Origin of the sequence: Cobetia sp. 14N.309.X.WAT.E.A4, assembly GCF_030397495.1 — a bacterium.
GTDB classification, from domain to species: Bacteria; Pseudomonadota; Gammaproteobacteria; order Pseudomonadales; family Halomonadaceae; genus Cobetia; species Cobetia marina.
Window position 1 is genome coordinate 359,559 of sequence record NZ_JAPNXT010000001.1, and the last position, 25,081, is coordinate 384,639.

The window sequence follows — 25,081 nt, forward strand, 5'->3', positions numbered from 1 at the left end:
CTGAAAACGGCTTGCGGGGCTGGCACCGGCAGGTTCTCTGGTCAGCTGCGGGCCGTGATGGGGACGGTCCAGCCCTGATGGTGAGCAGAGGCGGGGATGGTTCACCTCTGGTGCTGCGGGCGATGTGCTGAAGTGCACGCCGTGGGATGGGGAGGTCTGGCTTGACGGCACGAGCTGGCGTGGCGCCACGGGCGGAACGACGAGAGTGCCGTGATCAGGGGACCGAGGCTCTCCCTGTCTTCCGGCAGGCGTGACTGACGTGACAGGCGCAGGCAGGGGCGATCAGCGAAGGCGTCCTCCAGTCTGGCCGCCCACTGGTACTGCTGCTCACGCCAGCTCGTGATCCAGTCGGCCTGTGCTTCCCCGGAGGAGGGCGAGCTTGCGCCCGACACCTCTGACGGGGCATCCGGCAGGCATTGATTGATGATCAGGCCGCCGACGCAGAGCCCATGGCTTTCCAGTGCCTCGCGCGTACGGAGCGTCTCCAGACAGGGCAGCTTCTCTGGCGTACTGACCAGGATGACGCGCGCCCGGCTGGCATCCGTCAGGCACCGACGCAGCGCTTTGTAGCGGGTACGACGTTGCTCCAGCGCTTCGCTGATCGGGTCTTCGGGGGCAGAGGATCCGGTCTCGCTGGCGGTGGCTGTCTGCTGGCTGTCCAGCCACAGGCTGCGCTCCGCGACGGCTCGCCGGCGCTGGCCCAGCATGCCTTCCAGCCAGCCGCCCAGCACCTCCGGCAAGCTCAGCAGTCGGATGGTGTGCCCGCTGGGAGCCGTATCGAACAGGATGTGTCGATACGATGAGCTGTCCGGTGCCAGTGGGGCCGGCGGGGTGAGGATGATCTCGACCAGCGCATCGAAGAGCGCCGCTTCACTGGTGCCCGGTGCATGGCGTGCGAGTGCCAGCTGGCGCATCACCGTGGCGCTGCGCTCCCCGCTGACCAGTGGCGCGATGCGTTGGCGTACCTCCTCGAGATAGCGCTCGCACTCCTGTTCGGGGTCCAGCTCCATCACATCCAGGCACGCCGTGATGGCGCGCGGCCTGCCTCCCAGATCCCCGAACAGATCGCCCAGATTGTGCGCCGGGTCCGTCGACACCAGCAGTGTCGGCTCGCCTTTCTCTGCCAGCGCCAATGCCTGCGCCGCCGCGCAGCTGGTCTTGCCGACACCGCCCTTGCCGCCGAAGAACCAGATCTCGGGGCGGGGGATGGCGCCTTCCTCTTGGGTATCACGCACCCTGCCGAGGTCGGAGCGGCCTTCGGCTGCATGCGTGCGTCGAGTCCCATCCTGTCGGCGACGCCGCCTGAGCCAGTTCAGCAGCATTTGATCCCTTCCAGCGGTGAATGCTCAAGCCCCTGGCGCAGGTGCCAGTCGTGCATGCGCTCCAGCATCAGCGGCAGCATCTCCAGTGAGACGGCGGGTGCCGGATTGGGGATGCCCATCAGCTCGGCGAAGCTCATCATCATGAAGATGTCTTCCTCCTCGCGGGCGAGCTGCGCCAGGTCACGCTGCTGATTGACGCGCAGCATGGCCTCCCAGCCATCCCGCAGCCCTGCGGCACCTGTCAGCAGGCGCCTCGTCAGTCCGGGGTGTCGTGGCGAGCGCGCCATGCGGGAGTCGTCATCAGCTCTCATGGGCGCTCACCTGGGCGGGGGCTTTCAGGCTGCGGCTGGCCTCCAGCAGAATCCACAGCGCGAATACCATGATCAGGCTGCCGAAGGTGAACAGCAGCCATTGCGGGTCGTTGCTGCCCATGCCGGACCAGTCCAGGACTACCTGCTGCACCATCGCCCACAGGGTCATGATCATCAGGAAGACCATCGGAGCCAGGGTGTAGATCACCGGGCGTCCCTGACGCTTGAGCCAGACCGAGATCAGCATCAGCGAGATCCCTGCCAGCAGCTGGTTGCTGGTCCCGAACAGCGGCCACAGCAGATAGCCGCCGGAACCGAAGCCCTTGGGCTCCTGCGGCAGGATGACCAGCGCGGCGCTGGAGATGACCGCGATGCTGGTCGCGACGTGCTTGTGGCTGAGTGCCGGCATGCCGTACTCGCTGCCCAGCTCCGCGATGATGTAGCGCATCAGACGTACCGCGGAATCCAGTGTGGTGGCCGCGAAACTCACCACGATGACCGCCACCAGGGTACTGCCGATGCTGGCCGGCAGGCCAAGGTGCGAGATCAGCTGTCCTGCACCCTCCACGAAGCTGGAGAGCCCGTTGGCACCGGCGGCGGCGAAGCTTGAATAGGTGGCGGTGAAATCGGCCTGGGTCCCGAAGAGGGTCGCTACCGCGATGATGGAAATCAGCGCCAGCATGCCTTCGCCCAGTGCGCCGGTGTAGCCGATCATGCGTGCATCCGGCTCATGGGCAAGCTGCTTGGAGGTGGTCCCCGAGGCGACCAGTCCATGGAAGCCCGAGATCGCGCCGCAGGCGATGGTGATGAACAGCAGCGGATAGAAGGACATCTCGGCTTCGGTGTTGTAGGCCGGCGCCGTCAGATGTGGGCCGCCCACGGCGAGCCCCAGATACAGCAGCACCAGCCCGACCACCAGCTGATGGGAATTGATGGTGTCGCGCGGTTGCAGCAGCTTCCACACCGGCAGCACCGAGGCGATGTAGACATAGGCCATCAGCGCGACGATCCACACCAGGAAGGCACTGGAGATCGGTGAGAGGCCGAACAGCAAGGTGCCATCCTCGCCGCCTGCCATGGCGGTGAAGGTGCCGGCCAGATCAATCTGCAAGAATTCGTACTGGCCGGCCAGCAGGGCAGCGGCATACATCACCAGCAGCGCCAGTATCGAGGGCAACAGCATCTTGCCGCCACGCCGATAGACACGATGGCCGATCCAGACCGCCAGCGGAATCTGGATGAGCACCGACAGCACGCTGGCCGGGAAGTTGATGAACAGGTTGGCGATCACCCAGGCGAACACCGCGTTCAGCATCAGCACCAGAATCAGGATGATGAACAGGAACAACAGCTTGGCGCGCTTGCCGATCAGCTTGTCCGCCAGCGTGCCGATGGACTGGCCTCGATGACGCGCCGAGAGCGTCAAGGTGCCGAAGTCATGGACTCCTGCGGCAAACAGGCTGCCCAGCACGACCCACAGCACCGCCGGCAGCCAGCCCCAGTAGACGGCGATCGCCGGCCCGACGATGGGCGCTGCACCGGCGACCGAGGTGAAGTGGTGGCCCCAGAGTATCCAGCGATTGGTCGGCAGGTAGTCGGTGTCATCGCGCAGCGCATGGGCGGGAGTCACGTAATCGGGGTCGAGACGGAAGATGCGTTCCGCCAGAAAGCGCGAGTAGAAGCGATAACCGATGGCAAAGGCGAGACAGCCGAACAGGGCGAGCCAGATGGCGTTCATGGGGCGTTCCAGTAGGCGTGTGAGTGGGGCGACGGCAATGCATGGCGTGTCATCGGCGTGACGCTAACATCTATGTTTGCGCATATAACTTCGCCATTGGTCGCCCCGGGCTGACCCGACGTGGACCCTGTCTGCAAGCGCAGGCAAGCAGGTGGAATACACGTGGTGCGTGGAGACATCGCGGAAGTCGCCCGGGGCCCTGCCGGCGCTTGTCTGGTGGAACCGCGTAGCCGCTGTTGCACTTCCTCGCCTTGCGACCAAGGAGTATCAGTGGGTTGATCCACGCGACCTTGTGTTCCGCCCAGCTCTTCTATACTCCAAGCAAGTCGGAGCACAGGGAGTCGCTCATTGCCGTCATCCGGATGAGGCTCTCGATAACAATGACAAGGAGGCGCCGATGTCGTGGATCGCGGAATGCCTTTCCCGTGTCACCGCACTCCGGTGGCGGCGCTCGTGGCGCCCGTTGACGGCGGTGTCACTGATGGGGCTCGTTCCCGCGGCATGGGGAGTCGAATACAACATGCCGGTCGGCGTCACGGCCGTCAGTCGCGAGATCCACTCCCTGCACATGATCATCTTCTGGATCTGTGTGGTCATCGGGATCGTGGTGTTCGGTGTGATGGGGTACGCGATGGTCAAGCATCGCAAGTCGCGTGGTGCGGTCGCGGCCAGCTTCCACGAGAACACCCGCATCGAGATTCTATGGACCGCCATCCCGTTGCTGATCCTGGTGGTGATGGCAGTCCCCGCCACCGCCACCCTCAAGGACATGTACGACGCCTCCGAATCGGCGCTTGACGTGAAGATCACCGGGCACCAATGGCGCTGGCAATATGAGTATCTGGGCGAGGATGTCGCCTTCACCTCAAGTCTCGCGACCCCGCGTGAGCAGATCAACAACACCGCCGCCAAGGGCGAGCATTACCTGCTGGAAGTCGACAATCCGCTGGTGCTGCCCATCAATCGCAAGGTGCGCTTCCTGACGACGTCCTCCGATGTCATCCACTCCTGGTGGGTGCCGGACTTCGGCGTCAAGAAGGACGCCATCCCCGGCTTCATCAACGAGGCCTGGACCCGCATCGAGACACCCGGCACCTATCGCGGCCAATGCACCGAGCTGTGCGGCAAGGACCACGGTTTCATGCCGGTGGTGGTCGAGGCGCTGCCGGAGGCCGAATTCGATGAGTGGCTGATCGCACGCAAGGCCGAGGCCGAAGCGTCACGCAATGATGCCGGACGCGACTGGAGTCTCGAGGAGTTGATGGAGAAGGGCGAGAAGACCTACGCCACCATCTGCTCCGCCTGTCACCAGCCGGACGGCCAGGGCATGCCCCCGGCATTCCCCTCATTGGTGGGGAGTGCCATCGTCACGCAGGACATGCAGGCGCACATCGATATCGTGGTGAACGGCAAGGCAGGCACGCCCATGGCGGCCTTCGCCGATGTGCTCAGTCCGGTCGAGCTTGCGGCTGTCATCACCTATGAGCGCAATGCCTGGGGCAACGATACCGGCGAGCTGGTACAGCCAGCCGTCATCAAGGAACAGCTGTCTCAATAGCGTGCAAGCGACGCATTCAGGAGGCGTGTCATGGCCAGTGAACAGCCACGCAAGGCGGTACTTCAGGCCAGCGAGAGCGAGGGGACCGCCGGCGGCTATTCCGAAGGCGGCTCCCGTGCGGGAGGAGGCCATGGCACCGCGCCGCGCGGCATGCTGCGCTGGCTATTGACCACCAACCACAAGGATATCGGCACGCTCTATCTGATCTTCTCGCTGAGCATGCTGTTCATCGGCGGCATCATGGCACTGGTGATCCGTACCGAGCTCTTTCAGCCCGGCCTGCAGATGGTGCAGCCGGAGTTCTTCAACCAGATGACCACCATGCATGGGCTGATCATGGTGTTCGGTGCCATCATGCCGGCCTTCACGGGACTGGCCAACTGGATGATTCCGCTGCAGATCGGCGCCCCTGACATGGCGCTTCCACGTCTCAACAACTTCAGCTTCTGGCTGTTGCCGGTCGCCTTCCTGCTGCTGCTTTCCACCCTGTTGATGGAGGGCGGGGGTCCCAACTTCGGCTGGACCTTCTACGCACCGCTTTCCACCACCTATGCGCCGCCCTCGACCAGCTTCTTCATCTTCTCGCTGCACATCGCCGGCATCAGCTCGATTCTCGGCGCCATCAACATCATCGCCACCATCCTCAATCTGCGTGCGCCGGGCATGCGCCTGATGGACATGCCGCTGTTCGTCTGGACCTGGCTGATCACCGCTTTCCTGCTGATCGCGGTGATGCCGGTGCTGGCGGGTGCCATCACCATGATGCTGTTCGACATCAACTTCGGCACCAGCTACTTCAATGCCGCAGGCGGGGGAGACCCGGTGCTGTTCCAGCATCTGTTCTGGTTCTTCGGCCATCCCGAGGTCTACATCATGATCCTGCCGGCCTTCGGGATCGTGTCCGCCATCGTGCCGACCTTCTCGCGCAAGCGATTGTTCGGCTACGCCTCGATGGTCTACGCCACCGGCTCCATCGCCATCATGTCCTTCCTGGTCTGGGCGCATCACATGTTCGCCGTCGGCCTGCCATTGGTGGCGGAACTGTTCTTCATGTACACGACGATGCTGATCGCGGTGCCGACCGGCGTGAAGGTCTTCAACTGGATCGCCACCATGTTCCGCGGCTCCTTGAGCTTCGAGCCCCCGATGCTGTTTGCCATCGCCTTCATCGTCCAGTTCACCATCGGCGGCTTCTCGGGGTTGATGCTGGCCATCGCGCCAGCGGATTTCCAGTATCACGACACCTATTTCGTGGTGGCCCATTTCCATTACGTGCTGGTGCCCGGCGCGTTGTTCGCGATTCTCGCCGGGGCCTATTACTGGCTACCCAAGTGGACTGGCTTCTATCCCCACGAGGGGCTCTCGAAATGGCATTTCTGGTTGTCGGTCATCGGCGTCAATCTCACCTTCTTCCCGATGCACTTCTCGGGGCTGGCCGGCATGCCACGGCGCATTCCGGATTACGCGCTGCAATTCGCCGACTTCAACATGCTGTCCAGTATCGGGGCCTTCCTGTTCGGTATCTCGCAGCTGCTGTTCCTGGTCGTGATCATCAAGTGCGCGCGCGGCGGTGTCAGGGCGCCAGCCAAGGCCTGGGAAGGGGCGGTGGATCTTGAGTGGAGCGTGCCGAGCCCGGCACCGCTGCATACCTTCGAGATACCGCCGCAGACCCGCGATGGTCAGATCATCCGCTGAGCGATAGCCAGCGGCCAGGAGAGTGACATGTCCTCACGCGATCACGCAGCACAGCAACAGGCGGTGGCACGTACCGTGCGGCGCACGCTGCTGGCACTGGTCGGGATGCTGGGCTTCGCCTTCGCGCTGGTGCCGCTCTATGACGTCTTCTGCAATCTCACGGGCCTCAATGGCAAGGCCGCCAGTCAGGCCAGGGCTGCGGTGGCCATGGAGATCGACGAGAGCCGTTGGGTCTCGGTGCGCTTCATCACCCAGCAGGGACAGGGTCTGCCCTGGACACTCGAGGCGCTGGATGAGCAGTTCCGCATTCATCCCGGCGGCCAGTACCGCGCGCGCTTCGTGTTCACCAATCACGCCGATCATCCGGTGCGTGGTCGTGCGGTCCCCAGCGTCAGTCCTGCCGAGGGCTCGCTGCATCTGCGCAAGATCATGTGTTTCTGCTTTCAGGAACAGACGCTGGCGGCGGGAGAGCGGCGCGAGTTGCCGCTGGTCTTCCAGGTGGACCCGGATCTCCCCGAGGGCATTCGCGACCTGACGCTGGCCTATACCCTTTACCCGGTCACGATGCCGTCGATGCCGGCGGGCGACCTGGCAGAGAACTCTGCAGGAGGTGAACGATGAGCGGTGGCAGCTATTACGTTCCGGCACACAGTGCCTGGCCCATCCTCGGTGTGCTGGCCGTGGGTGGGATGATGATCGGCACGGGAATCTGGATGGTGCATGGCAGCGCTGCCTGGTTGTCAGTCATCGGCATGCTGGCCGTGGTGCTGGTGATGGCAGGATGGTTTCGCGATGTCGTTCGCGAGTCGATGGGCGGCCTTTACGACGATCAGATGGACCGCTCGTTTCGTTGGGGCATGGCGTGGTTCATCTTCTCTGAACTGATGTTCTTCGCTGCCTTCTTCGGCGCGTTGTTCTACGTACGAACTTTCGCGTTGCCATGGCTGGATGGCGAGGGTGCCAAGGGCGTGACGGCCCTGTTGTGGCCTGATTTCACGGCCAGCTGGCCCTTGATGAATCCGCCGGATGCCAGCATTGCCGGACCGAAGGAAATGCTGTCCCCCTGGCAGTTGCCGCTGGCCAATACGCTGCTGCTGGTCAGTTCCAGTGTCACCCTGACGGTGGCCCATGAGGCGCTGAAGATGGGATATCGCCGCACGGCGCGCAACTGGCTGGCGGGTACCGTGACGCTTGGGGTGTGCTTCCTGCTGTTGCAGGGGCTCGAATATTACGAGGCCTGGCATCACCTGGGGCTGACGCTTCAAGCCGGTGTCTATGGCGGTACCTTCTTCCTGCTGACCGGCTTTCATGGCCTGCATGTCACCATCGGCACCGTGATCCTGATCGTGATGCTGGTTCGGGTGATTCGCGGTCATTTTTCCCGCGAGCGCCATTTCGCCTTCGAGGCGGCTGCCTGGTATTGGCACTTCGTCGATGCGGTGTGGATCGGCCTGTTTCTGTTCGTCTACGTGTTCTGAGGCAGGCCGAAGAGCGTCGAGCGCGAGTCAGTTCAGCATTCCGGTGGAGAAGCCCATGACCAGCAGAATCACCAGACAGACCGCCAGGCCCACTCGCCACTTGAGAGACGTCAGCAGGCGTCGACTGCGGCTGCCGTCGTGTAACAGAAAGCCGGCTCCGGCGATGAGACTTGCCAGCATGCCGACGAAGACCAGCGCGATCAGCGATTTGAGCAGCATGTCACCTCCCGGGGCGCAGACGTTGTCAGGCGAGGGCAAGGCTCTCGCTCGCCCCGTATCTGACAGTCGAGCCCATCCGACGGACAAGCGCAAGTCGGCGGTGACAGCGCTGGCGTCACCGGAGGCGCCGCAGGAGCGATGTGTCGGGCGAGGCTGGTGGCTGTTCTGGGGATGCCTGATCGTGCTGGGCCTGTGTCTGTGCAGCTGGCAGGTGATGCGAGGCCAGGCGCGAGCCCAGCATCTGGAAGATACGGCCAGTGCGCCGGAACTGGTGATGCCGACGGCACCGCCAGCGAGTGCCAGCCTGATCGAGCTGCAGGGCGAGTGGCTCGCGGAGCACAGCCTGTTGCTGGATAACCGGACGTTGGACAAGCGCCATGGCGTGGCGGTGCTCACGCCTTTCAGGTCCCGGGATGGCCGCTGGTGGCTGGTGGAGCGGGGCTTCGTGGCATCGCCAGCGCCACGTGCGGACCCGGAGTTCATCACCCCTGAAGGCTCTCTGGTGATCAGGGGTCGCTGGCAGTGGTTGAACGGCCAGGGGACCAGCGGTGGGCCACTGTTCGGCCCCAACCGGGAGGGGCAGCGGTTGCAGCAGGTGGATCTGAGTGCCTGGAAGACGCTTGGCGCTCCGGCGTTTGCCGGCATCGTGCACCAGACCGGCGGTGCGGGAAGGTTCTTGCCCTGGTGGCAGCCGAGCAACATGACGCCTGAGCGCCATTACGCCTATGCCCTGCAGTGGCTGGGGCTCAGTCTCGGTGCGGCGGTGGTGATGATCGTGGGCGCGCGCCGCCAACGACAGGCCGCGCTGCGTCAGCGTCAGGTCTAGCGAGTCAAGGGACGTCTTGCTCTGGAGGAGGTGGTATGACACACGTGATGCGACAGCGTCTGAAACTCGTGGCATTGCTGGGGCTGCTGTCTGCCCCGTTGCCATTGGCGTGGGCCATGCTGAGTGTGCAGGTGGGGATACCCGAAGGGCGGGTGGCGAACGGTGCCTTGCTGCCGGACGTGATGCCGCTGCAGGACTGGTCACTGGAGTATCTCGTGAGTGCATCAGCCCCGCGACAGTCCGGGGATGACAGTGGCATGCCGCCCAGAGCCGCTCAGGGCGCGGATGAGCAGCGCTTCTGGCTCAGCTGGCCGGAGCCGGGGCGGTCGGAGCTGGCCACGGCGCAGGCCGAACGTTGGTGGCGTCTGCACCGCGCCCTAGGCAAGGAGGCGCCGCGGCTGGGGCGTCTGGTGGTGGCCGAGCAGTCCTTTCAGCATCCCCAAGTACCGGGGGAGCAGCGTGCGCTGGGCCATTGGCCCTCGGCGAATGGCGCCGGGGCCTCGCCACAGCCGTTGCGCTTGATCGACCCACAGGGGCGAGTCGTGGTGGCATACGGCCCCGAGATCACACCGCAGGCCGTCATGAAGGATGTGCGCCGATTGCTCAAGCGCAATCCGGCTGCGCCGCGCTGAGCTGAGCGTGTGATGCGTCGATCACTCGCTCGCCCCTAGCTCTCCAGCAGGGAGATACGCCATGTCTCGCCTTGTCTCGCACCCGCGCTACCCTCTGCGTCCCCGTGTCAGCGCGCGCGCCCGTCAGCGCGGTGCCGCGCTGATACCCCCGCCGCCGTTCCTGCGTCACTCAACCTCTGCCACTTCGCTGACAGGGCATCCTTTGCCTGGGAGTGTGCCGGGAATCACACCGCTGACCGCTGCTGATGACTCGATGGCCCGGCAGGCAGTCAGTCAGACAGACATCCTGCGTGTGTGGCGGATGGCTCGGCATCTGGTCGCCGGCATGCTGGGACTGGTCATTCTCGTGATCGGCCTTGGGGCCTGGACGCGCCTGGTGGATGCCGGCCTGGGATGCCCCGATTGGCCTGGCTGTTATGGCGCCCTGGTGGTGCCGGATGCGCACACGGCAAGCTTGCATAGTCCTCACCACCCGCTGGAGGGCTACAAGGCATGGGCAGAGATGATTCACCGCTATGCGGCGAGCCTGCTCGGCCTGGCGTCACTGGCATTGCTCGTGCTGGGCTGGCGTGTCCGGCGGCGTGAGCGCCGCCTGCGGCTTACCCGGTCGGCGGCAGGCATGCGTCATCGGGCGCTGGACGTGGCTACCTGTTTCCCACTGGCAGGGTGCTGGCTGTTGCTGGCGGCATTGCTGATACAAGGTGCCTTCGGCGCCTTTACCGTCACGCTGAAGCTCTGGCCACAGGTGGTGACGTTGCATCTGTTGGGCGGCCTGGGCGTGGCGAGTCTGCTGCTGTTGCTGTGGTTGTCACTGACGCGACGACTGGCGGCGCGTGACGCGAGAGCAACGCTGCCCAAGGCGGCGGACGATCACGGGCATCGTGTCTTGCGTCAGCCGTGGCTGGCCACGCTGGCAGCGGCACTGTTGCTTGGACAGCTGGCATTGGGAGGCTGGACCTCGAGCAATTATGCCGGACTCGCCTGCGAGGGTTTCCCCACCTGCAATGGCTCGCTATGGCCGGCGATGGATTGGGGAGAGGGCTTCCATCTGTCTCAGGATGTCGGCCCGAGCTATCTGCACGGACAGCTGCATGGGGAGGCGCGTACCGCCATCCATCTGGCGCATCGCGGTGGAGCGGTGTTGCTGGGCGCAATGCTGCTGATGCTCTACTGGCGCCAGCGGCGTCATGTGCAATCCGGGCATCCCGAGGCCGTCCTTCCATCGCGACCTTCCTCTTCACTGGCACGCCCGCTGGCGAGGCTGGCGGGCAATAGGCGCTTCATGTCCACGGGGACGCTCAATCCCTGGGGCTGGGCGCTGGCAGCCTGGGGGCTGCAGGCCGCGCTGGGGATCGCCAATGTGCTGTGGTGGCTGCCACTGGATCTGGCGCTGGCGCACACCCTGGGGGCCGTCATGCTGACATTGGCGATGGTGTGGGCGATGGATCGGATGAGCCAGGCTCACCGGGTTAAGCGGACGGGAATGTGTCAGACGCTGGCCTGAACGGCATGCTGATGACTGTCCCGCTGACGCAACGACGCCGCTCATGAGAGCGGCGTCGTTTTGTTTGCCAAGGCGCACCTCGGGCGGTCTCGAGACTTGCGAGAGTCTCAGGCGGCGTGACCGAAGCGTTCCTGCAGATAGGCATTGATGGTGTCGGATTCGTACATCCATTCCTCGCGGCCATCGTCATGGGTGATCAGCAGGCACGGCACCTTGACGCGACCGCCACCCTGTTCGAGGGCCTGGCGGTGAGTGGCGTTGTGCTGGGTGTCGCGCTGCTCGATGTTCAGGTTCAGCTGATGCATGCGTTTGCGCACCTTGATGCAGAACGGGCAGGTCGAGAACTGATACAGCGCCAGCCTGGCGGTCTCGGCGTCCACCTCGGCCTGCTGGGCGGGGCTACGCTCGAGCGCGCTGCCACGGGTCAGCTTTTCGCTGATCAGCATGAAGGGGGCCAGTACCAGTCGCAGAGTGCGGAAGAACAGGCGGATGATGGGGCGCATGGAAATACCTCGTGTACAGGCGGATGGTGATATGAGGTGAGTGCTTGCGCGTCGGGCCAAGCCCTCGTGACGGGCTGGACGACGCTTGCACTGCGCTTGCGATCAGTGCTCTCGATCAGGGCTCTTGATCAGCACCCTCGGTCAGCGCTCGCAAAAGCGGTGGGTTGCAGAGTGTGCGGCCATTCTAGTGTTCGTCGGCGGCTGCGTCTGCCCCATGGGCGTTGCGAATGTGGGTCATCAGCGATTGACGCAGCCAGCGATGGCCCGGGTCCTGCTCGTGGCTGGCATGCCAGATGAGGCGATAACTCAGGGCCGGCAGTTTCAGCGGCAGTTCGCGAATGACCAGTCCGTGTTGCTGGCGGCTGGCCTGGGCGAAGCTTCTGGGTGCGCAGAAGATGAGCTCACTGTGCGCGACGATGCTCAAGGCATCCCGGAAGTCCGGCACCAGTACCTTGATGCGACGCGGAGCACCATGCCGTTCGAGCCGCTCATCCAGCGACCAGCGAGAGCGGCCCTCGCAGGTGGCCTGGACATGATCGAGCGTGGCGAACTCCTCGAGAGTCAGCGGCACCGAACGCTCGAGCAGTGGATGGCCGTCGCGCAGCAACATCACGTGATCATCGCGCCACAGGGTGTGCGAGTGGAAGCCTCTCGGTAGCGCCGGGGGCTCGCTCGGCGTGTCGGTCGGATGGTCGTGTGCCCCGAGGCCGATATCCAGCAGGCCTCTTTCCATCAGATTGAGACAGTCGGCCTGCCAGCGACTGATCTCGAGACTGCCGAGCGGGAGGGCCTGGGTGAGGGCGCGGGTACAGGAGGGCATCAGCGTCGCCCAGGCGCTCTCCAGCACGGCCAGCTGGAAGCGTCGGCGGCTGGTGGCGGGCGTGAAGGTCGGCGGTGCGCTGAGATGCTCAAGACGCGAGAGCAGCTCGGCAAGCTCACCCCTGAGCCCGAGCGCACGTGGCGTGGGCCGCAGGCCATGACGCTCTCGAATGAAGAGGGGGTCATCGAACATCGCTCTCAGGCGAGCCAGGCTCTTGCTGACGGCCGACTGGGAAAGGTGCAGACGGCCCGCGGCCCGCGTGACGCTGCATTCTTCCAGAAGCACCTGCAATACCTGCAGGAGATTGAGGTCCAGGCGCGGATTGAGGAGGCCGGGTGACCGGATGCCAGCATTGGAGGGAGCATGGCGGGAAGTCGAGGTCATGAATTTCGCCAGTGGAATATCAGGGCTGAAATAATATCATTTTGCAGCATAAGTCACAGGCGCTAGTCTCTGCAGCTTCCGACTCGCTCGCCATTCGCCGCTGAGCTGCCTTCCGACTCCATGAGAGACTCCATGTCCGCGTCTTCCTCCGCTACCGCACGGCCCCTGCCGAGTGCCCGACAACTGCTGCTGCTATTGGTCGGCTGCGTGATGTTCTCGCCGCTGGCGATCGATATCTATCTCCCATCGCTGCCGGCGATGGCGCGCGAGTTTGCGCAGCCCACCGACGTGATGCAGATGACGGTGACCCTGTTTCTCGGTGCGGTGGGGGTCGGCCAGATTCTGGTCGGGCCGCTGACGGACCTCTATGGCCGTCGTCCCGCCTTGCTGGGCGGCGCGCTGGTCTATCTGGCAGGTGCCGTGGTCGCGACGCTGGCCCAGGACATCGGCATGTTGTATGTCGGGCGCATCCTGCAGGGGTTGGGGGCCTGTGCCACCGTCACGGTGGCCTTCGCGGCGGTGCGTGACTGCTATACGCCGGAGCAGGGTGCCAGGATGTACAGCTACCTCAACGGCGCGTTGTGCATCATTCCGGCGTTGGCGCCGGTTCTGGGCGGCCTGCTGGCGGTGCAGTTCGGGTGGCGATCCAACTTCCTGTTCATGGGGTTCTTCGCGCTGTGCGTCGGGTCAGCCGCCTGGCGGTTGTTCGCCGAGACGCGCCCCGCCAACACGGTGGTGGAGCGTCCGCTCTACAATTGGGCGCGGTATCGCCCGGTGCTGACCAGCTGGCGCTTCCTGTATCAGGCGCTGGTGGCCATGTCGGCGATGAGTGCGATCCTGCTGTATGTCTCCTCCTCTTCCGAGTTGCTGGTGGAAACGCTCGGCCATTCCGAGCTTGCCTTCAGCGCGATGTTTGGGGGCAACGCCGTGATCAATATCCTGACGTTCTTCTTCGCACCGCGCGTGATCACCCGGCTGGGACGCCAGCCGACGGTTCGGCTGGGACTGGCGATCATCCTGGTCTCCGGGCTGATGCAAGGGGCTGCCATGGCCTGGCTGCCGTTGTCGGCGGCAGCCTTCATGGTGCCGGTGGGAGTGCTGTCAGTCGGTTTCTCGCTGGCCCTGGGCGCCGCTTCCAGTCTGGCGCTGGAAGCCTTCGGTGAGCGTGCCGGTACGGCGGCGGCGCTGTTGGGCAGCATTCAGCTGGGGGGCTCGGCCGTCGTGGCCACCGCGCTGCTCAGTACCCCGCTGGCGCCGCAACAGGGATTGCTCCTGATCAGCGTGGTGATGATTCTTCCCTTGCTGTTGCTGGGCGCGCGCCGTCAGCCGGGGCTTGGCGTCGATGAGACACCTCAGGGCAGCTAACCGATGTGGGCTCGCGTGGGTGGTTCATTCCTGAGGCCTGACGGGAGTATGCTTGTCGCTCGATCCGCATGTCGCCAAGGAGACACCACATGGAATCAGCGGCGCGTGTGCGCGTGATACTCAACGGTGAGAAGGCACAGCAGCCTGAGCTGCGTGATGCCTTGTTCGCCCAGCGTGAGCGCACCCAGGGGTTGGAGATACGTCTGACCTTCGAAGCACAGGATGTCGCGAGGTTGGTGGATGAAGCGATCGCGGAAGGCGTCACACGCCTGATTGCCGGGGGCGGGGATGGCACGCTCAACCTGCTGGCCAATGCGCTGATGACGCATCCACGGGCTCAACGTCCGGAACTGGCCATTCTTCCGCTGGGGACGGCCAATGACCTGGCGACCTCGCTCGGGATACCGCCCGGTATCTCCGAGGCTCTGGCACTGGCCTGTGAAGGGCAATCACGAGCGGTGGATCTGGTGCAGCTCGATGATGCCTACTTCCTCAATGTCGCCTCGGCCGGGTTCGGGGCGGAGGTGACCCGCTCGACCCCGGCCGGACTCAAGAAGCTGTTCGGGGGTGGGGCCTATTCGCTGATGGGCGTGCTCAAGGCGTGGGATTTCCGTCCCTATCGAGGACGTCTCACGCTCGATGGGGTCGAGGAAGAGCTTGCGCTGTTCGTGCTGGCCATCGGCAATGGTCGGCAGGCCGGTGGCGGGCAGGAGCTGGCGCCACGGGCCTTGCTCGATGATGCCGGTTTCGATGTGCTGGTGATTCGTGATTTCCCCATCGCGCGCATCGGTGAGGTGGTGGAAGAGTTGGAATCCCTGCCTGAGAACGGTCATTTCGTGCGTTATGTGCGTACCGATACGCTGCGCTATCGGGGGGAGCCGCTGCCGGTCAATCTGGACGGCGAGAGTCATCTGATCGAGGACAGCGAGTTCAGTATCGCGCCACAGGCTCTGCAACTGGTGGTGCCAGCGGATACCGAGCTGTTGCAGGCGAAGCGCTAGCGCTCCTCTCATCATCGATGCCAGTCTGGTACACGAGCGCAGTCTGAGGTTTACTCGGGCTGCGCTCGTGGCATTTTCAGCACGAGATTTCTTCAGTCTCTTGGCCGCAATGGACGAGAGAAACGCTTGGGAGAACGATGGCATGACAGGTGTGGCAGCGTGGCATCTCTGGGTCATTCTCGGGTTGATTCTGGCGGGGCTTGAGTTGCTGGGAGCGCAATTCGTGCTGCTGGCGTTGGGGGTCAGTGCACTGAGTGGCGCTCTGGCATCCGTTCTCGGGGCGGGGCTCAACGTCCAGCTGATCAGCGTGGCGATCACGGCGCTGGTGGTCGTGCCGTTGTTCGTCCGCAAGATCCATCCCTATCTGTTGCCCAAGACGCCCTACGGTACCCTGGGCAGTGGCGCGGAGACCGGCCAGCTGGCCAGGGTGATCATCGGCAACGGCGGCAAACTTGCCGTGCGCGTGTCAGGCAATGAGTATCCGCTACGCTGGGAGGGGGAGACGAAGCCGGCAGCGGGGGACACGGTCAGGATCCTCAGCGTCGAAGGCATCACGCTCTGCGTGGAGCGCGTCGAGTAATCTGTCTCAAGGTCCGCCTCGCCGTCCTGGCGGTCGGACAAGTGGTGATATCACCATTCATTCGGGCGGCAGGAAGCTGCCCAGTTCAAGGGAGTTGAGCAACATGATCATCAGTCCGGGTCTCATCATCATTCTCTTCATCGTGGCGCTTGTCGTCATTCTGCTGGCCAAGGGATTGATGATCGTCCAGCAGTCCGAAGCCGTCGTGATAGAACGGCTCGGCAGCTACAGCCGTACTCTGGAATCCGGTATCAATCTGGTCGTGCCTTTCATCGACAAGCCGCGCTCGATTACCATTCGCCGCTATCGCCAGATCAAGGGCGACAACCTGCCGCTTGTGGTCGAGGAGACGCGCATCGACCGTCGTGAGACGGTGATGGACTTTCCGGGGCAGAGCGTGGTGACGACGGACAACGTGACGGTGACCGTCAATGGCGCTCTCTATTTCCAGATCGTCGACCCCAAGCGCGCGGTCTATGAAGTGGAGAACTTCACCCAGGCCATCGAGGTGCTCGCCAAGACCAGCCTGCGTTCCGAGATCGGACGAATGGAGCTCGACAAGCTGTTCGAGAGTCGCAAGGAAGTGAATGATGCCTTGCAGGTCACCATGGATGAGGTCGGTGACAAGTGGGGCGTCAAGGTCACCCGAGTCGAGATCCAGGACATCAGCATGCCCGATGAAGTCGAGGATGCGATGCGTCTGCAGATGGCGGCCGAGCGCCGGCGTCGTGCCACCGTCACCGAGGCCAATGGTCAGCGCGAGGCGGCCATCGCCACGGCGGAAGGTGAGAAACAGTCCGCGGTGTTGCGCGCCGAGGGCGACAAGCAGGCCTCCATCCTGCGTGCCGAAGGTGAGCGCCAGGCCATCTACCAGCTGCGTGATGCCATCGGGGCGGAAGATCCGCAGCTGGTGGTGGGCTACATGCTGGGACAGAAATACCTGCAGATGCTGCCGGACATGGCCCGTGACGGTGATCGAGTCTTCATCCCCTATGAAGCCTCGGCGCTGCTCGGTGCGATGGGCAGCTTCCGCGAGCTTGCCAATGAAGTCGGTGAGCCCACCAATGCGGGCAATGAAGGGCTGAGACGAGCCCGTCAGATGATGACAGGGGAAGCGGGACTCGGGTGATGCTCGCCGTTCATGCCAGGTTCGCTCACAGGGGCGTGCCTGCAGGGTGGCCTCCCCATGTCGTCATCGCCGATGTTTCATGATTGAACCCCCTTACTGAATATTCAGGAGCAAGACCATGTCAGCGCAGACTCAGGATCACGAAGGTTTCCTGCAAGCGGCCATCGAGGAGGCCGAGAAGGGCCATGCCGCAGGTGGCGTGCCGATCGGCTCGGTACTGGTCCACGATGGCAAGATCATCGGGCGTGGCCACAACCAGCGTCAGCAGAAGGGCAGCACGGTACTGCACGGTGAGATGGATGCGCTGGAGAATGCCGGACGTCTGCCGGCGAAGGTCTATCGCGAGTGCGTGCTCTACACTACCTTGTCACCGTGCCCGATGTGCAGTGGCGCCATCCAGCTCTACGGGATTCCCCATGTCGTCGTGGGTGAGAACAGGACCTTCATGGGTGCGGAAGACCATCTGCGCGCTCAAGGCGTCAAGGTGGACGTCGTGGACAATGCGCGTTGTCGGGAGCTGATGGAGACATTCATCCGCGAACAGCCGGAAGTATGGAACGAAGATATCGGAGAGTGATCAGAGAGTCGTCAGAGAAAAGAAATGGTGTTCGTTAACATTTTCATGCTACTGAAAGGGCGATTTGCTTGAAAAGCTGCCAAGCGAGCACCATGTTGAAGTCATCCAAGCGTTTGAACACGCTTTCGCTTGCATGAATACTCGACCTTTGTTGCAATGCTTTGCGCAGGAAACAAGGGGCTGATGACTCCCCACCTATCAAGGAGAAGACGATGAAGCTCAAGCAATGGATGATTCCCGCACTGGCCGCTGGCCTGTCCCTTGCCATCGCCGGTTGTGACAATGGCGATACCGACAAGGCCGCCCAGCAAGCCGAGACGTCTGCAGAGCAAAGCGCAGAGCAGGCTGAGCAGAGTGCCGATCAGGCTGCTGAAGCCGCTGCTGCCGAGATGGACCAGGCTGCAGATGAAGCTGCTGCTGAAATGGACGACGCGGCTGACAAGGCTGACAACATGGCTGATGACGCAGCGCAGTCCGCTGGCGCCATGGGTGATGAAGCTGCCGCCGAGAGCGATGATGCCCTCGATGCGACCAAGAACGCCGCCAGCGAGACTTACGAGTCCGCCAAGCAGGGTGTGAACGATGCCGCTGACGCCACCGCCGATGCTGCCAAGAACGCCTACGACTCCACCAAGGAGCAGGCTGCTGAACTGACCAACTCCGCTGAACAGCAGGGTGATGACGCTGCGGCAGAAGCCAACGCCGAGATCAATGAAGCTCAGAAGGCGGCCAACGAATCCGTTGATGACGCTCAGCAGTGATCGTTTGAGGCAATGCCGTCACTCACGTGAGTGAATGTCCTGCCTGCAACGCCGCGGCCCCGTGCTGCGGCGTTGTGCGTCTTGCTCTCATGCCGTCCTGAAGCGATGTAGAGCCATCGCTCTGGCGGAGGCAGCGGACACAGAAACGCCCGCCAATAGGCGGGCGTTTCTGTGTCTTGCCATCATCAGGCCACCGATGAGGGTGGACTGACCGGAGTGATCAGGTGATCAGACCGGCTTGATGTTTGCGGCCTGAAGGCCTTTCTTGCCCTGGGTGACGTCGAAGGAAACCTTCTGGCCGTCCTGCAGGGACTTGAAGCCTTCTGCCTGAATTTCAGAGAAGTGCGCGAACAGGTCGTCGCCGCCGTCGTCCGGAGAAATGAAGCCGAAACCTTTGGTGTCGTTAAACCACTTGACTGTGCCAGTTGCCATGATTCTTTCCTTGCTTACGTGATGATGTTGGTGGTCTGCCCATCAGACCGGATTGCGTTGGTGCGGCTAGGGGGAATTCCACCAGAGAGACGCGTTACGTCCTGCGACGACATCCTTTCCTGCTTGACCTACGCCTGCAGTAGAAACTGCACATGTTCGCATCTTGACCGAATAGTCAGTCGTCGTATTGGCGACGTCTGCCTGCTCAAGTAGGATGCGTACACAGAGCCAACATAGATGGAAATGCCATGAAGGTCCAGAACGTAGATTACCGCTCGGCCGATGCTGCCGAAAAATTTGTCGAATCCCTGCGCACGACAGGCTTCGGCGTGATTCGCAATCATCCGATTTCTCATGAATTGGTCGAGAAGATCTACGCTGAATGGGCGGAATTCTTCGCGAGTGCCGACAAGCTGGAGTGGCGCTACGACCCGAAGACCCAGGATGGTCTCTTCCCGGCGGATGTCTCCGAGACCGCCAAGGGGCATACGGCGCGGGACCTCAAGGAGTACTACCACATCTATCCGTGGGGGAAGATTCCGGACAGCCTGCGCGAGAATGCCATGGAGTACTACCGTCAGGCAGAAGCCTTCGCCGCGGAGCTCCTGAGCTGGGTGGAAGCGCATTCGCCCGCTGAAGTGGCCGAGCTCTATCGTGAGCCGCTCTCCAACATGATCAAGGACAGTGGGCAGACGCTCTTGCGCGTCCTGCACTATCCGCCGATGACCGGTTCGGAAGAGCCGGGTGCCGTGCGTGCCGCTGCCCATGAGGACATCAACCTGCTGACCGTGCTGCCTGCCGCCAATGAGCCGGGGCTGCAGGTGATGGATGTCGATGGTGAATGGATGGACGTGCCCTGTGATCCGGGTCAGCTGGTCATCAATGTCGGCGACATGCTCCAGGAAGCCAGTGGCGGCTATTTCCCGTCCACCACGCATCGCGTGATCAATCCGACGGGGGAAGGGTGCAGTCAGTCGCGTCTGTCCCTGCCGCTTTTCCTGCATCCGCGTCCACAAGTGGTGCTGTCTGACAAGCACACCGCGGATTCCTATCTCAAGGAACGTCTGCGCGAACTGGGCGTGATCTAGGCTTCGGTGACGACACGACAGGCTTCAACGCCACCCGCGCGGCTGCGTGGGTGGCGTTGTCGCGTCTGGACGAGGTTTGCGGGCACGAGAGGCTTGATTCCCGCCCGCCAAGACCGCATTGACTGTATTCGCAATCATGATCTGCCGTTTCACGGCTAAGGCTTTACAGATGACCGCATCGCCCGTCGTACAGGACACGCACTCCAAGACCATGGGCTATCTGCTGTGGATCTTCGGTTTCCTCGGCGCCCATCGTTTCTACTATGGCAAACCGGTCACCGGCACCATCTGGCTGTTCACCTTCGGCCTGCTGGGGATCGGCTGGCTGATCGACCTGTTCCTGATTCCCGCCATGGACCGCGAGGCGGATTTCCGCTTTCGTGAAGGGCCAATCAACTACTCGCTGAGCTGGATTCTGCTCACCTTCCTGGGCGTATTCGGCGTCCACCGCATGTACATGGGCAAGTGGCTGACCGGGCTGATCTATCTGTGTACCGGTGGGCTGTTCTTCATCGGCGTGCTCTATGATTTCTGGACGCTCAACGAGCAGATCTCCCAGGAACAGGCCCGCTGATCCACCTTCGGCAAGCGTCAGTGCCGCATCGGTCCCGGGAGGTGGCTCCGGGACTGTCCGGACGCCGCCGCCCTTCGGTGCAGGCGGCCCCAATCACAAGGATGTTCACATGATCTGGCTCAAGGCTTTCGTGGCGGCTTTTCTGGCGACCCTGATTTTCCATCAGGGGTTGTTCGGGCTCTTCTATCTGGCCGATATCCTGCCCAAGGCGCCCTACAACATGACCCCTGCCGGGCCGCTGGGCGTTCCGTCAGTGCTCTCGCTGGCCTTCTGGGGCGGGCTATGGGGACTGCCGCTATGGGCGCTGGTACGCCGCAGCACCGGCATGAGCCACTGGCTGATCAGTCTGGCATTCGGTGCCGTCGGTCCGACGGCAGTGGCCATGCTGGTCGTCTTCCCGCTCAAGGGCATCGCCGTGGTGCCGATGATGATCATCGGCGGGCTGATTCTCAATGGTGCCTGGGGGCTCGGTACCAGCCTGCTGATGCGCGTGCTGGGTGAACGTCCGGCCCCTGGTGGCCGCCCGGCAGCATGATGGCAGACCTCCCCTGGGAAATGTTGGCAATGGCCTGGGCGGCCGGGTTGTGCATCCCGCTGGGCGGGGTGATCGCGCAACTGGAGCGTAGCCACGAAACCCACGTCAAGCGCAGCTGGTTGGCTGGCATCACGGCGCTGGGGGGAGGCATCCTGCTGGCAGCGGTCGCGTTGGTGCTGGTGCCTCGCGCCATGGAATCCCTGTCCGTCCTGACTCTGCTCGGGCTGTTTCTGCTCGGGGCGCTCGTCTTCATGCAGCTGGATCGCTGGCTGGCCCGCAGCGGTGACGCCAGGGGACAGCTGCTGGCGATGTTGATGGACTTCATCCCCGAGGCGATCGCTCTCGGGGCCCTGGCATCCGCCTCACCTGCGGCGGCCATGCTGATGGCGCTGTTCATCGCCGTGCAGAACCTGCCAGAAGGTTTCAATGCCTATCGGGAGCTGGAAGGCGCTGGCCTCACCGCGCGACAGGGACTGGGCGCCTTCCTGCTGCTGTCATTGCTTGGTCCGCTGGCGGCCTTCTCCGGCCATCTGTGGTTGGCGGATGCCCCCCGGCTGCTGGGCGGGCTGATGGCCTTCGCGGCGGGAGGCATCCTGTATCTGATCTTTCAGGACATCGCTCCCCAGGCGCGAGTGGTGCATCACTGGTCTCCACCGCTGGGGGCCACGCTGGGATTCATGATCGGCATGCTCGGTGAACGTCTGGTCGGCTGATGGCAGGCGATCCGCTTGCCGACAGCAGGACTGACCGACATCGGTATTGCCATGTGTCTGCTCTTTCTTCCCTGTCACGTCTCACCACGGATATCTCATGAGCGAACACGCCAAGGACAGCGGTCTCACCGCATTGCTGGAAGAGCTGGACCGCGAGATAGAAGGCGACATCTCGCTGGGTGCCATACTGGAACATTTCAATTCACGCGGCTTCGGCCCCTTGCTGGTGTTGCCGGCGCTGCTGGTTCTGCTGCCGACCGGGGCCATTCCGGGCGTGCCGACTACCTGTGCGCTGTTCATCGGGCTGATCGCCTTCCAGCTGTTGCTGGGCCATCGCACTCCCTGGTTGCCCAGACGGCTGGCCAGCTTCAGTTTCGAGCATGAGCGCCTCACCCATGGCGTGCAGCGAGCGCGTCCCTGGACACGGCGCATCGACCGATTGCTCAAGCCGCGGCTCGGTTTCATGACACGTGGCATTGCCTATCGTCTGATCGCTGCACTGGCCATTCTGCTGGCGGCCACCATGGTGCCGCTGGAGCTGGTGCCGTTTGCCTCGGCACTGCCCGCCGCGACGCTGTTGCTGCTCGGGCTGGGGCTGATCGGTGAGGATGGCGTCGTCATTCTGCTGGCATTGGCGGTGCTGCTTGCCGATGTGGTGGCGGGATTGTGGCTGGTCGGTTGAAGGCGCTGCCCCTGCGGCGCCTCGGCGCCCGGGGCGGCTCCCCCGAAGGCATGAGTGATTCTCAGTGGAAGGGATCACGCCGAGATGGGGGCGAGGGCGGCAGTTGAGCGACGAGGATGGGCTGGCGGTCTGAAGGTTGTCAGCGATGACTTTTCAGGCTCGCATCCCTCGCTTAGACTGGACATCCGTTCATGCCGCAGGGCGTGGAGAAGTCCGTCACAAGGATATGCGGCATGTTTGACTTCATTCAGTTCGATACCGCGTTCTGGTCATTCGTGGTGGCCATCACGCTGCTCACCGTGACTCCCGGAGTGGACACCCTGCTGGTGATTCGCAACACCCTGCGTGGCGGCCTGCGCGACGGGGTGCTCACCAGTGTTGCCATCTGTGCCGGGCTCTTCGTGCATGCCCTGGTGTCGTCGGCGGGGATCTCGCTGATTCTTCTGCAATCCGCCTGGGCCTTCTCGGCACTCAAGCTGGTCGGTGCTGCCTATCTCGTATGGCTGGGGATCAAGAGTCTGCTCAGTGCGCGCCGCACTCGCGGGCTGGATATCCAGGCCGATGTCGCGCGGCAGCGGGTCTCTCTCTGGCAACCGTTGCGCGAAGGCTTCCTCTCCAACGTGCTCAACCCCAAGACCGTCGTCTTCTACATGGCGTTCCTGCCGCAGTTCATCGCACCGACCGACCCCGCCATTCTCAAGTCGCTGTGGCTGGCAGGTGTCCACTTCGTGATCGCCAACCTGTGGCAGATCGGTGTGGCGGTGATGGTGGGCGGTGCCGGGCGCTGGCTGGCTCGACCCCGTGTCGCCAGCTGGATGGAAGGCATCACCGGCACCGTGATGGTGGCACTCGGCGCGCGCCTGGCCCTGAGCCGCTGACGGCGGCGTCTGACATCTGCACGCGCCCTTTGCGGGCACGAGAGCACTCACTGCGACGGAGAAGCCGGGGATGAACGCCTTATCCCTCACGCCACATGGATCCTGCTACGCTGACCCTTGCCTCCTTCCTCAAGATCGTGACCCATCTTGAGTCTCGTGATATCAGCGATGTCTACGATTCGCGTGTCCAGCAGGTACAGGTGCTCTATCACGGCTACACCGTCGACTTCCGTCATCAGTTGTGGCGTATCCAGGAGGAGTCGGTGTGTGCCCGGCTGAGCAAGACCGGCAGCGCGGTGGAGCAACGTGATTGCTCACGCATGGCCAGCCGTCTGTTCGTCGAGACCTGTCACGCCCTGCAGCAGAGGGGGCGTGCTGCCCATCTCGACACTCGCACCATGTATTGCAAGGCGGCCGCCACCTACAAGCCCCTGCGCGACCCCTATGCCGGGATGACACCTGCCCAGCGTGAGGCGCGCAAGGCGCTGGAAGCTGCCCAGAAACGTGCGGAACGCGCCTGCAATCGTTATGTGCTGGATGCGCTGTCGAGCAACTCACTTGAGGTGCTGCGTCTGCGTCAGCGTTACTGTCGTGAAAGTGAGCGTCTGTCCTCGCGACTCAAGGGCCCTTGAGTCCGGACGCTCACCGCTGTTGCGTGGCCGGCCGAGTGTGGAAAGGCCGCGTGAGTGGATGAGGTATGCTGTCGTGAAGATCACGATGGTTCGTGTTGTCATTACATCAAGACCGGCCGCACGTCAGGCTGGCAGAAGCAGGGAATGCTAACCAATGAGTCCTTCCTACACCTTGCGTCGCCGGCTGGCCGGGGCGGGTATCGTCGTCTTGCTGCTCGTGGGGCTGGCGGCCTGGCTGTTTGCCTTCGAAGAGGGACGCTGGGTGGGCCGTGTCACGTCCCGGCCTGAGACCTTGAACCTGGAAGCCGTCGAACAGGGCAATCTACCGGTCAATCAGTTCGTGTCGCTACGCGATCACTGGGCGGTCTATCGCGAACATGCCGAGACCTTTCGTCTGGATGCGGCTGCCGAAGGTGGGCAGCGTATCGAGACGCTCTATTACCCGGTGATCTCGGACATGAACCCCTATCTGCTGGAGCTGGCAGGATTGTCACGCGCCTTCGGTGGCATCGATGGCATTCCCTCGGACGAGTGGCCGCGCATCGAGCGCATGGGCGTGCTGGTGCGTACCGATTCCGTCCAGAGTCTGAAGAACGTCCCGCCGCTCATCGAGTTCCCGGATGGCCTGTTCGGTACCGTGCTGCATGCCGAGACCGACCTGCCCGGCGATGAGCGCGCCCTGTTGAGTGAACGCTGGCCGGACATCGACCTGTCGCGGGTGATCATCATCAATGCGGGCCATCGTCCCGGCAATGTCTGGAGCATGATCGCCTACGGGCTGCTGGGGAGCGTCAGCTGGGCAGGGGGGCTGATACTGGCCTGGCGCCTGTGGCGCCGCCCTCGCGTCAGCCATTCGGCTCGTCACTCGGATGGGGCTCGCCAGATACCCCATGAGACCTCGCCCTCGACATTTCCCGCGAATCCCTCTCTCGCCCACAAGGACGAGAACTGGAAGGGCAGTCAGCGCGACAGCGGTGATGGGCGTCCGCTGAGCTATGCCGAGGCGCTGAATCGCTACGCTCCCCAGCATGAGGAAGCTCCCCGACAGGGTGACGGCCAGACGCCTCCGCTATCGGGAATCCATGCCCGACGCGATGATTGAGCCGTAGCGGAGACGCACGACGACAACGCCAGCCCTGAGGCT

The 25,081-nt window shown here is 63.3% G+C and carries 28 protein-coding genes; 21 read left to right on the forward strand and 7 right to left on the reverse strand.

Going from position 1 to position 25,081, the window contains the following annotated elements; genetic code table 11:
• Window positions 1–101 precede the first annotated feature (101 nt).
• Genes OW493_RS01555 through OW493_RS01565 form a run of 3 tightly spaced genes read right to left on the reverse strand, consistent with a single transcriptional unit; the run spans window position 102 to window position 3,371 of the window.
• Window positions 102–1,322, reverse strand: a complete 1,221-nt coding sequence (locus tag OW493_RS01555; RefSeq protein WP_289862977.1) for an ArsA family ATPase — start codon at window positions 1,320–1,322, stop codon at window positions 102–104.
• The gene (locus OW493_RS01560; RefSeq protein ID WP_205700460.1) at window positions 1,313–1,633 is read right to left on the reverse strand and encodes a cory-CC-star protein; all 321 of its coding nucleotides are present in this window, start codon (window positions 1,631–1,633) and stop codon (window positions 1,313–1,315) included. Before OW493_RS01560 ends, OW493_RS01555 begins: the two co-directional genes overlap by 10 nt.
• Window positions 1,623–3,371 carry a carbon starvation protein A gene (locus tag OW493_RS01565; RefSeq protein WP_289862979.1) on the reverse strand — a complete coding sequence of 583 codons (1,749 nt, stop codon included), beginning with the start codon at window positions 3,369–3,371 and terminating at the stop codon, window positions 1,623–1,625. Before OW493_RS01565 ends, OW493_RS01560 begins: the two co-directional genes overlap by 11 nt.
• A 481-nt stretch (window positions 3,372–3,852) precedes the next feature.
• Here OW493_RS01565 and coxB point away from each other — a divergent pair, with 481 nt between their 5' ends.
• From coxB to OW493_RS01585, 4 genes are read left to right on the forward strand one after another with little or no spacing between them, the layout of a single operon-like run.
• Window positions 3,853–4,929 (forward strand): cytochrome c oxidase subunit II, encoded by a 1,077-nt coding sequence (gene coxB, locus OW493_RS01570; protein ID WP_240665568.1) that lies wholly within the window; start codon window positions 3,853–3,855, stop codon window positions 4,927–4,929.
• 30 nt (window positions 4,930–4,959) lie between these two features.
• Window positions 4,960–6,624 (forward strand): cytochrome c oxidase subunit I, encoded by a 1,665-nt coding sequence (ctaD, locus tag OW493_RS01575; RefSeq protein WP_289862980.1) that lies wholly within the window; start codon window positions 4,960–4,962, stop codon window positions 6,622–6,624.
• 27 nt (window positions 6,625–6,651) lie between these two features.
• On the forward strand, window positions 6,652–7,245 hold the full coding sequence (locus tag OW493_RS01580; protein ID WP_077372256.1) for a cytochrome c oxidase assembly protein: 594 nt from the start codon (window positions 6,652–6,654) through the stop codon (window positions 7,243–7,245).
• Window positions 7,242–8,102 carry a cytochrome c oxidase subunit 3 gene (locus OW493_RS01585; RefSeq protein ID WP_289862982.1) on the forward strand — a complete coding sequence of 287 codons (861 nt, stop codon included), beginning with the start codon at window positions 7,242–7,244 and terminating at the stop codon, window positions 8,100–8,102. Before OW493_RS01580 ends, OW493_RS01585 begins: the two co-directional genes overlap by 4 nt.
• Before the next feature lie 27 nt (window positions 8,103–8,129).
• Here OW493_RS01585 and OW493_RS01590 read toward each other — a convergent pair whose 3' ends face one another.
• Window positions 8,130–8,321, reverse strand: coding sequence for a DUF2909 domain-containing protein (locus OW493_RS01590; RefSeq protein ID WP_077372262.1), 192 nt, complete (start codon window positions 8,319–8,321; stop codon window positions 8,130–8,132).
• Between OW493_RS01590 and OW493_RS01595 the strand changes: the two genes are divergently transcribed.
• The 3 genes from OW493_RS01595 to OW493_RS01605 all read left to right on the forward strand — a co-directional run bounded on the left by OW493_RS01595 (window position 8,320) and on the right by OW493_RS01605 (window position 11,283).
• The gene (locus tag OW493_RS01595) at window positions 8,320–9,147 is read left to right on the forward strand and encodes an SURF1 family protein (RefSeq protein ID WP_289862984.1); all 828 of its coding nucleotides are present in this window, start codon (window positions 8,320–8,322) and stop codon (window positions 9,145–9,147) included. The two genes, OW493_RS01590 and OW493_RS01595, sit on opposite strands and share 2 nt — an antisense overlap.
• Window positions 9,148–9,182: 35 nt before the next feature.
• Window positions 9,183–9,779 carry a hypothetical protein gene (locus OW493_RS01600; protein ID WP_289862986.1) on the forward strand — a complete coding sequence of 199 codons (597 nt, stop codon included), beginning with the start codon at window positions 9,183–9,185 and terminating at the stop codon, window positions 9,777–9,779.
• Between the two features lie 301 nt (window positions 9,780–10,080).
• The gene (locus tag OW493_RS01605; protein ID WP_289863239.1) at window positions 10,081–11,283 is read left to right on the forward strand and encodes a COX15/CtaA family protein; all 1,203 of its coding nucleotides are present in this window, start codon (window positions 10,081–10,083) and stop codon (window positions 11,281–11,283) included.
• A 107-nt stretch (window positions 11,284–11,390) separates the two neighbouring features.
• On the opposite strand, the gene OW493_RS01610 is transcribed toward OW493_RS01605, so the two are convergent.
• Both OW493_RS01610 and OW493_RS01615 read right to left on the reverse strand, forming a co-directional pair.
• Entirely contained in the window at window positions 11,391–11,786 is a 396-nt protein-coding gene (locus OW493_RS01610; RefSeq protein ID WP_176502748.1) for a glutathione S-transferase N-terminal domain-containing protein, read from the reverse strand.
• Window positions 11,787–11,970: 184 nt separating this feature from the next.
• Window positions 11,971–12,990, reverse strand: coding sequence for a LysR family transcriptional regulator (locus OW493_RS01615; RefSeq protein WP_289862989.1), 1,020 nt, complete (start codon window positions 12,988–12,990; stop codon window positions 11,971–11,973).
• Window positions 12,991–13,122: 132 nt separating this feature from the next.
• Between OW493_RS01615 and OW493_RS01620 the strand changes: the two genes are divergently transcribed.
• From OW493_RS01620 to OW493_RS01645, 6 genes are all read left to right on the forward strand, one after another.
• Window positions 13,123–14,355 carry a multidrug effflux MFS transporter gene (locus OW493_RS01620; RefSeq protein WP_077372277.1) on the forward strand — a complete coding sequence of 411 codons (1,233 nt, stop codon included), beginning with the start codon at window positions 13,123–13,125 and terminating at the stop codon, window positions 14,353–14,355.
• A gap of 89 nt (window positions 14,356–14,444) precedes the next feature.
• A complete protein-coding gene (yegS, locus tag OW493_RS01625) occupies window positions 14,445–15,356 on the forward strand; it encodes a lipid kinase YegS (protein ID WP_077372280.1) in 912 nt (303 codons plus the stop codon).
• Between the two features lie 142 nt (window positions 15,357–15,498).
• Window positions 15,499–15,936: an NfeD family protein gene (locus OW493_RS01630; RefSeq protein ID WP_289862991.1), complete on the forward strand. Its 438-nt coding sequence runs from the start codon at window positions 15,499–15,501 to the stop codon at window positions 15,934–15,936.
• Window positions 15,937–16,039: 103 nt separating this feature from the next.
• Window positions 16,040–17,065: an SPFH domain-containing protein gene (locus OW493_RS01635; protein ID WP_077372286.1), complete on the forward strand. Its 1,026-nt coding sequence runs from the start codon at window positions 16,040–16,042 to the stop codon at window positions 17,063–17,065.
• Between the two features lie 118 nt (window positions 17,066–17,183).
• Entirely contained in the window at window positions 17,184–17,642 is a 459-nt protein-coding gene (locus OW493_RS01640) for a nucleoside deaminase (protein WP_077372290.1), read from the forward strand.
• Window positions 17,643–17,854: 212 nt separating this feature from the next.
• Window positions 17,855–18,403, forward strand: coding sequence for a hypothetical protein (locus tag OW493_RS01645; RefSeq protein ID WP_289862993.1), 549 nt, complete (start codon window positions 17,855–17,857; stop codon window positions 18,401–18,403).
• Between the two features lie 228 nt (window positions 18,404–18,631).
• Here the strand turns inward: OW493_RS01645 and OW493_RS01650 are convergent, their stop codons facing one another.
• Entirely contained in the window at window positions 18,632–18,835 is a 204-nt protein-coding gene (locus OW493_RS01650) for a cold-shock protein (RefSeq protein ID WP_043335501.1), read from the reverse strand.
• 248 nt (window positions 18,836–19,083) lie between these two features.
• On the opposite strand from OW493_RS01650, the gene OW493_RS01655 reads away from it, so the two are divergent.
• The 8 genes from OW493_RS01655 to OW493_RS01690 all read left to right on the forward strand — a co-directional run bounded on the left by OW493_RS01655 (window position 19,084) and on the right by OW493_RS01690 (window position 25,039).
• Window positions 19,084–19,923 carry a 2OG-Fe(II) oxygenase family protein gene (locus OW493_RS01655; RefSeq protein WP_077372292.1) on the forward strand — a complete coding sequence of 280 codons (840 nt, stop codon included), beginning with the start codon at window positions 19,084–19,086 and terminating at the stop codon, window positions 19,921–19,923.
• A gap of 169 nt (window positions 19,924–20,092) precedes the next feature.
• Window positions 20,093–20,497 (forward strand): TM2 domain-containing protein, encoded by a 405-nt coding sequence (locus tag OW493_RS01660; protein WP_077372295.1) that lies wholly within the window; start codon window positions 20,093–20,095, stop codon window positions 20,495–20,497.
• 109 nt (window positions 20,498–20,606) lie between these two features.
• Window positions 20,607–21,032, forward strand: a complete 426-nt coding sequence (locus tag OW493_RS01665) for a hypothetical protein (RefSeq protein ID WP_077372298.1) — start codon at window positions 20,607–20,609, stop codon at window positions 21,030–21,032.
• 29 nt (window positions 21,033–21,061) lie between these two features.
• On the forward strand, window positions 21,062–21,745 hold the full coding sequence (locus tag OW493_RS01670; RefSeq protein ID WP_289862997.1) for a divalent cation transporter: 684 nt from the start codon (window positions 21,062–21,064) through the stop codon (window positions 21,743–21,745).
• 97 nt (window positions 21,746–21,842) lie between these two features.
• The gene (locus OW493_RS01675; RefSeq protein ID WP_084209094.1) at window positions 21,843–22,427 is read left to right on the forward strand and encodes an exopolysaccharide biosynthesis protein; all 585 of its coding nucleotides are present in this window, start codon (window positions 21,843–21,845) and stop codon (window positions 22,425–22,427) included.
• Between the two features lie 233 nt (window positions 22,428–22,660).
• The gene (locus OW493_RS01680; protein WP_077372304.1) at window positions 22,661–23,305 is read left to right on the forward strand and encodes a LysE family translocator; all 645 of its coding nucleotides are present in this window, start codon (window positions 22,661–22,663) and stop codon (window positions 23,303–23,305) included.
• Window positions 23,306–23,400: 95 nt separating this feature from the next.
• Entirely contained in the window at window positions 23,401–23,937 is a 537-nt protein-coding gene (locus OW493_RS01685) for a hypothetical protein (RefSeq protein ID WP_191236713.1), read from the forward strand.
• A 154-nt stretch (window positions 23,938–24,091) separates the two neighbouring features.
• Window positions 24,092–25,039, forward strand: a complete 948-nt coding sequence (locus OW493_RS01690; RefSeq protein ID WP_284728064.1) for a hypothetical protein — start codon at window positions 24,092–24,094, stop codon at window positions 25,037–25,039.
• The last annotated feature ends 42 nt before the right edge of the window (window positions 25,040–25,081 follow it).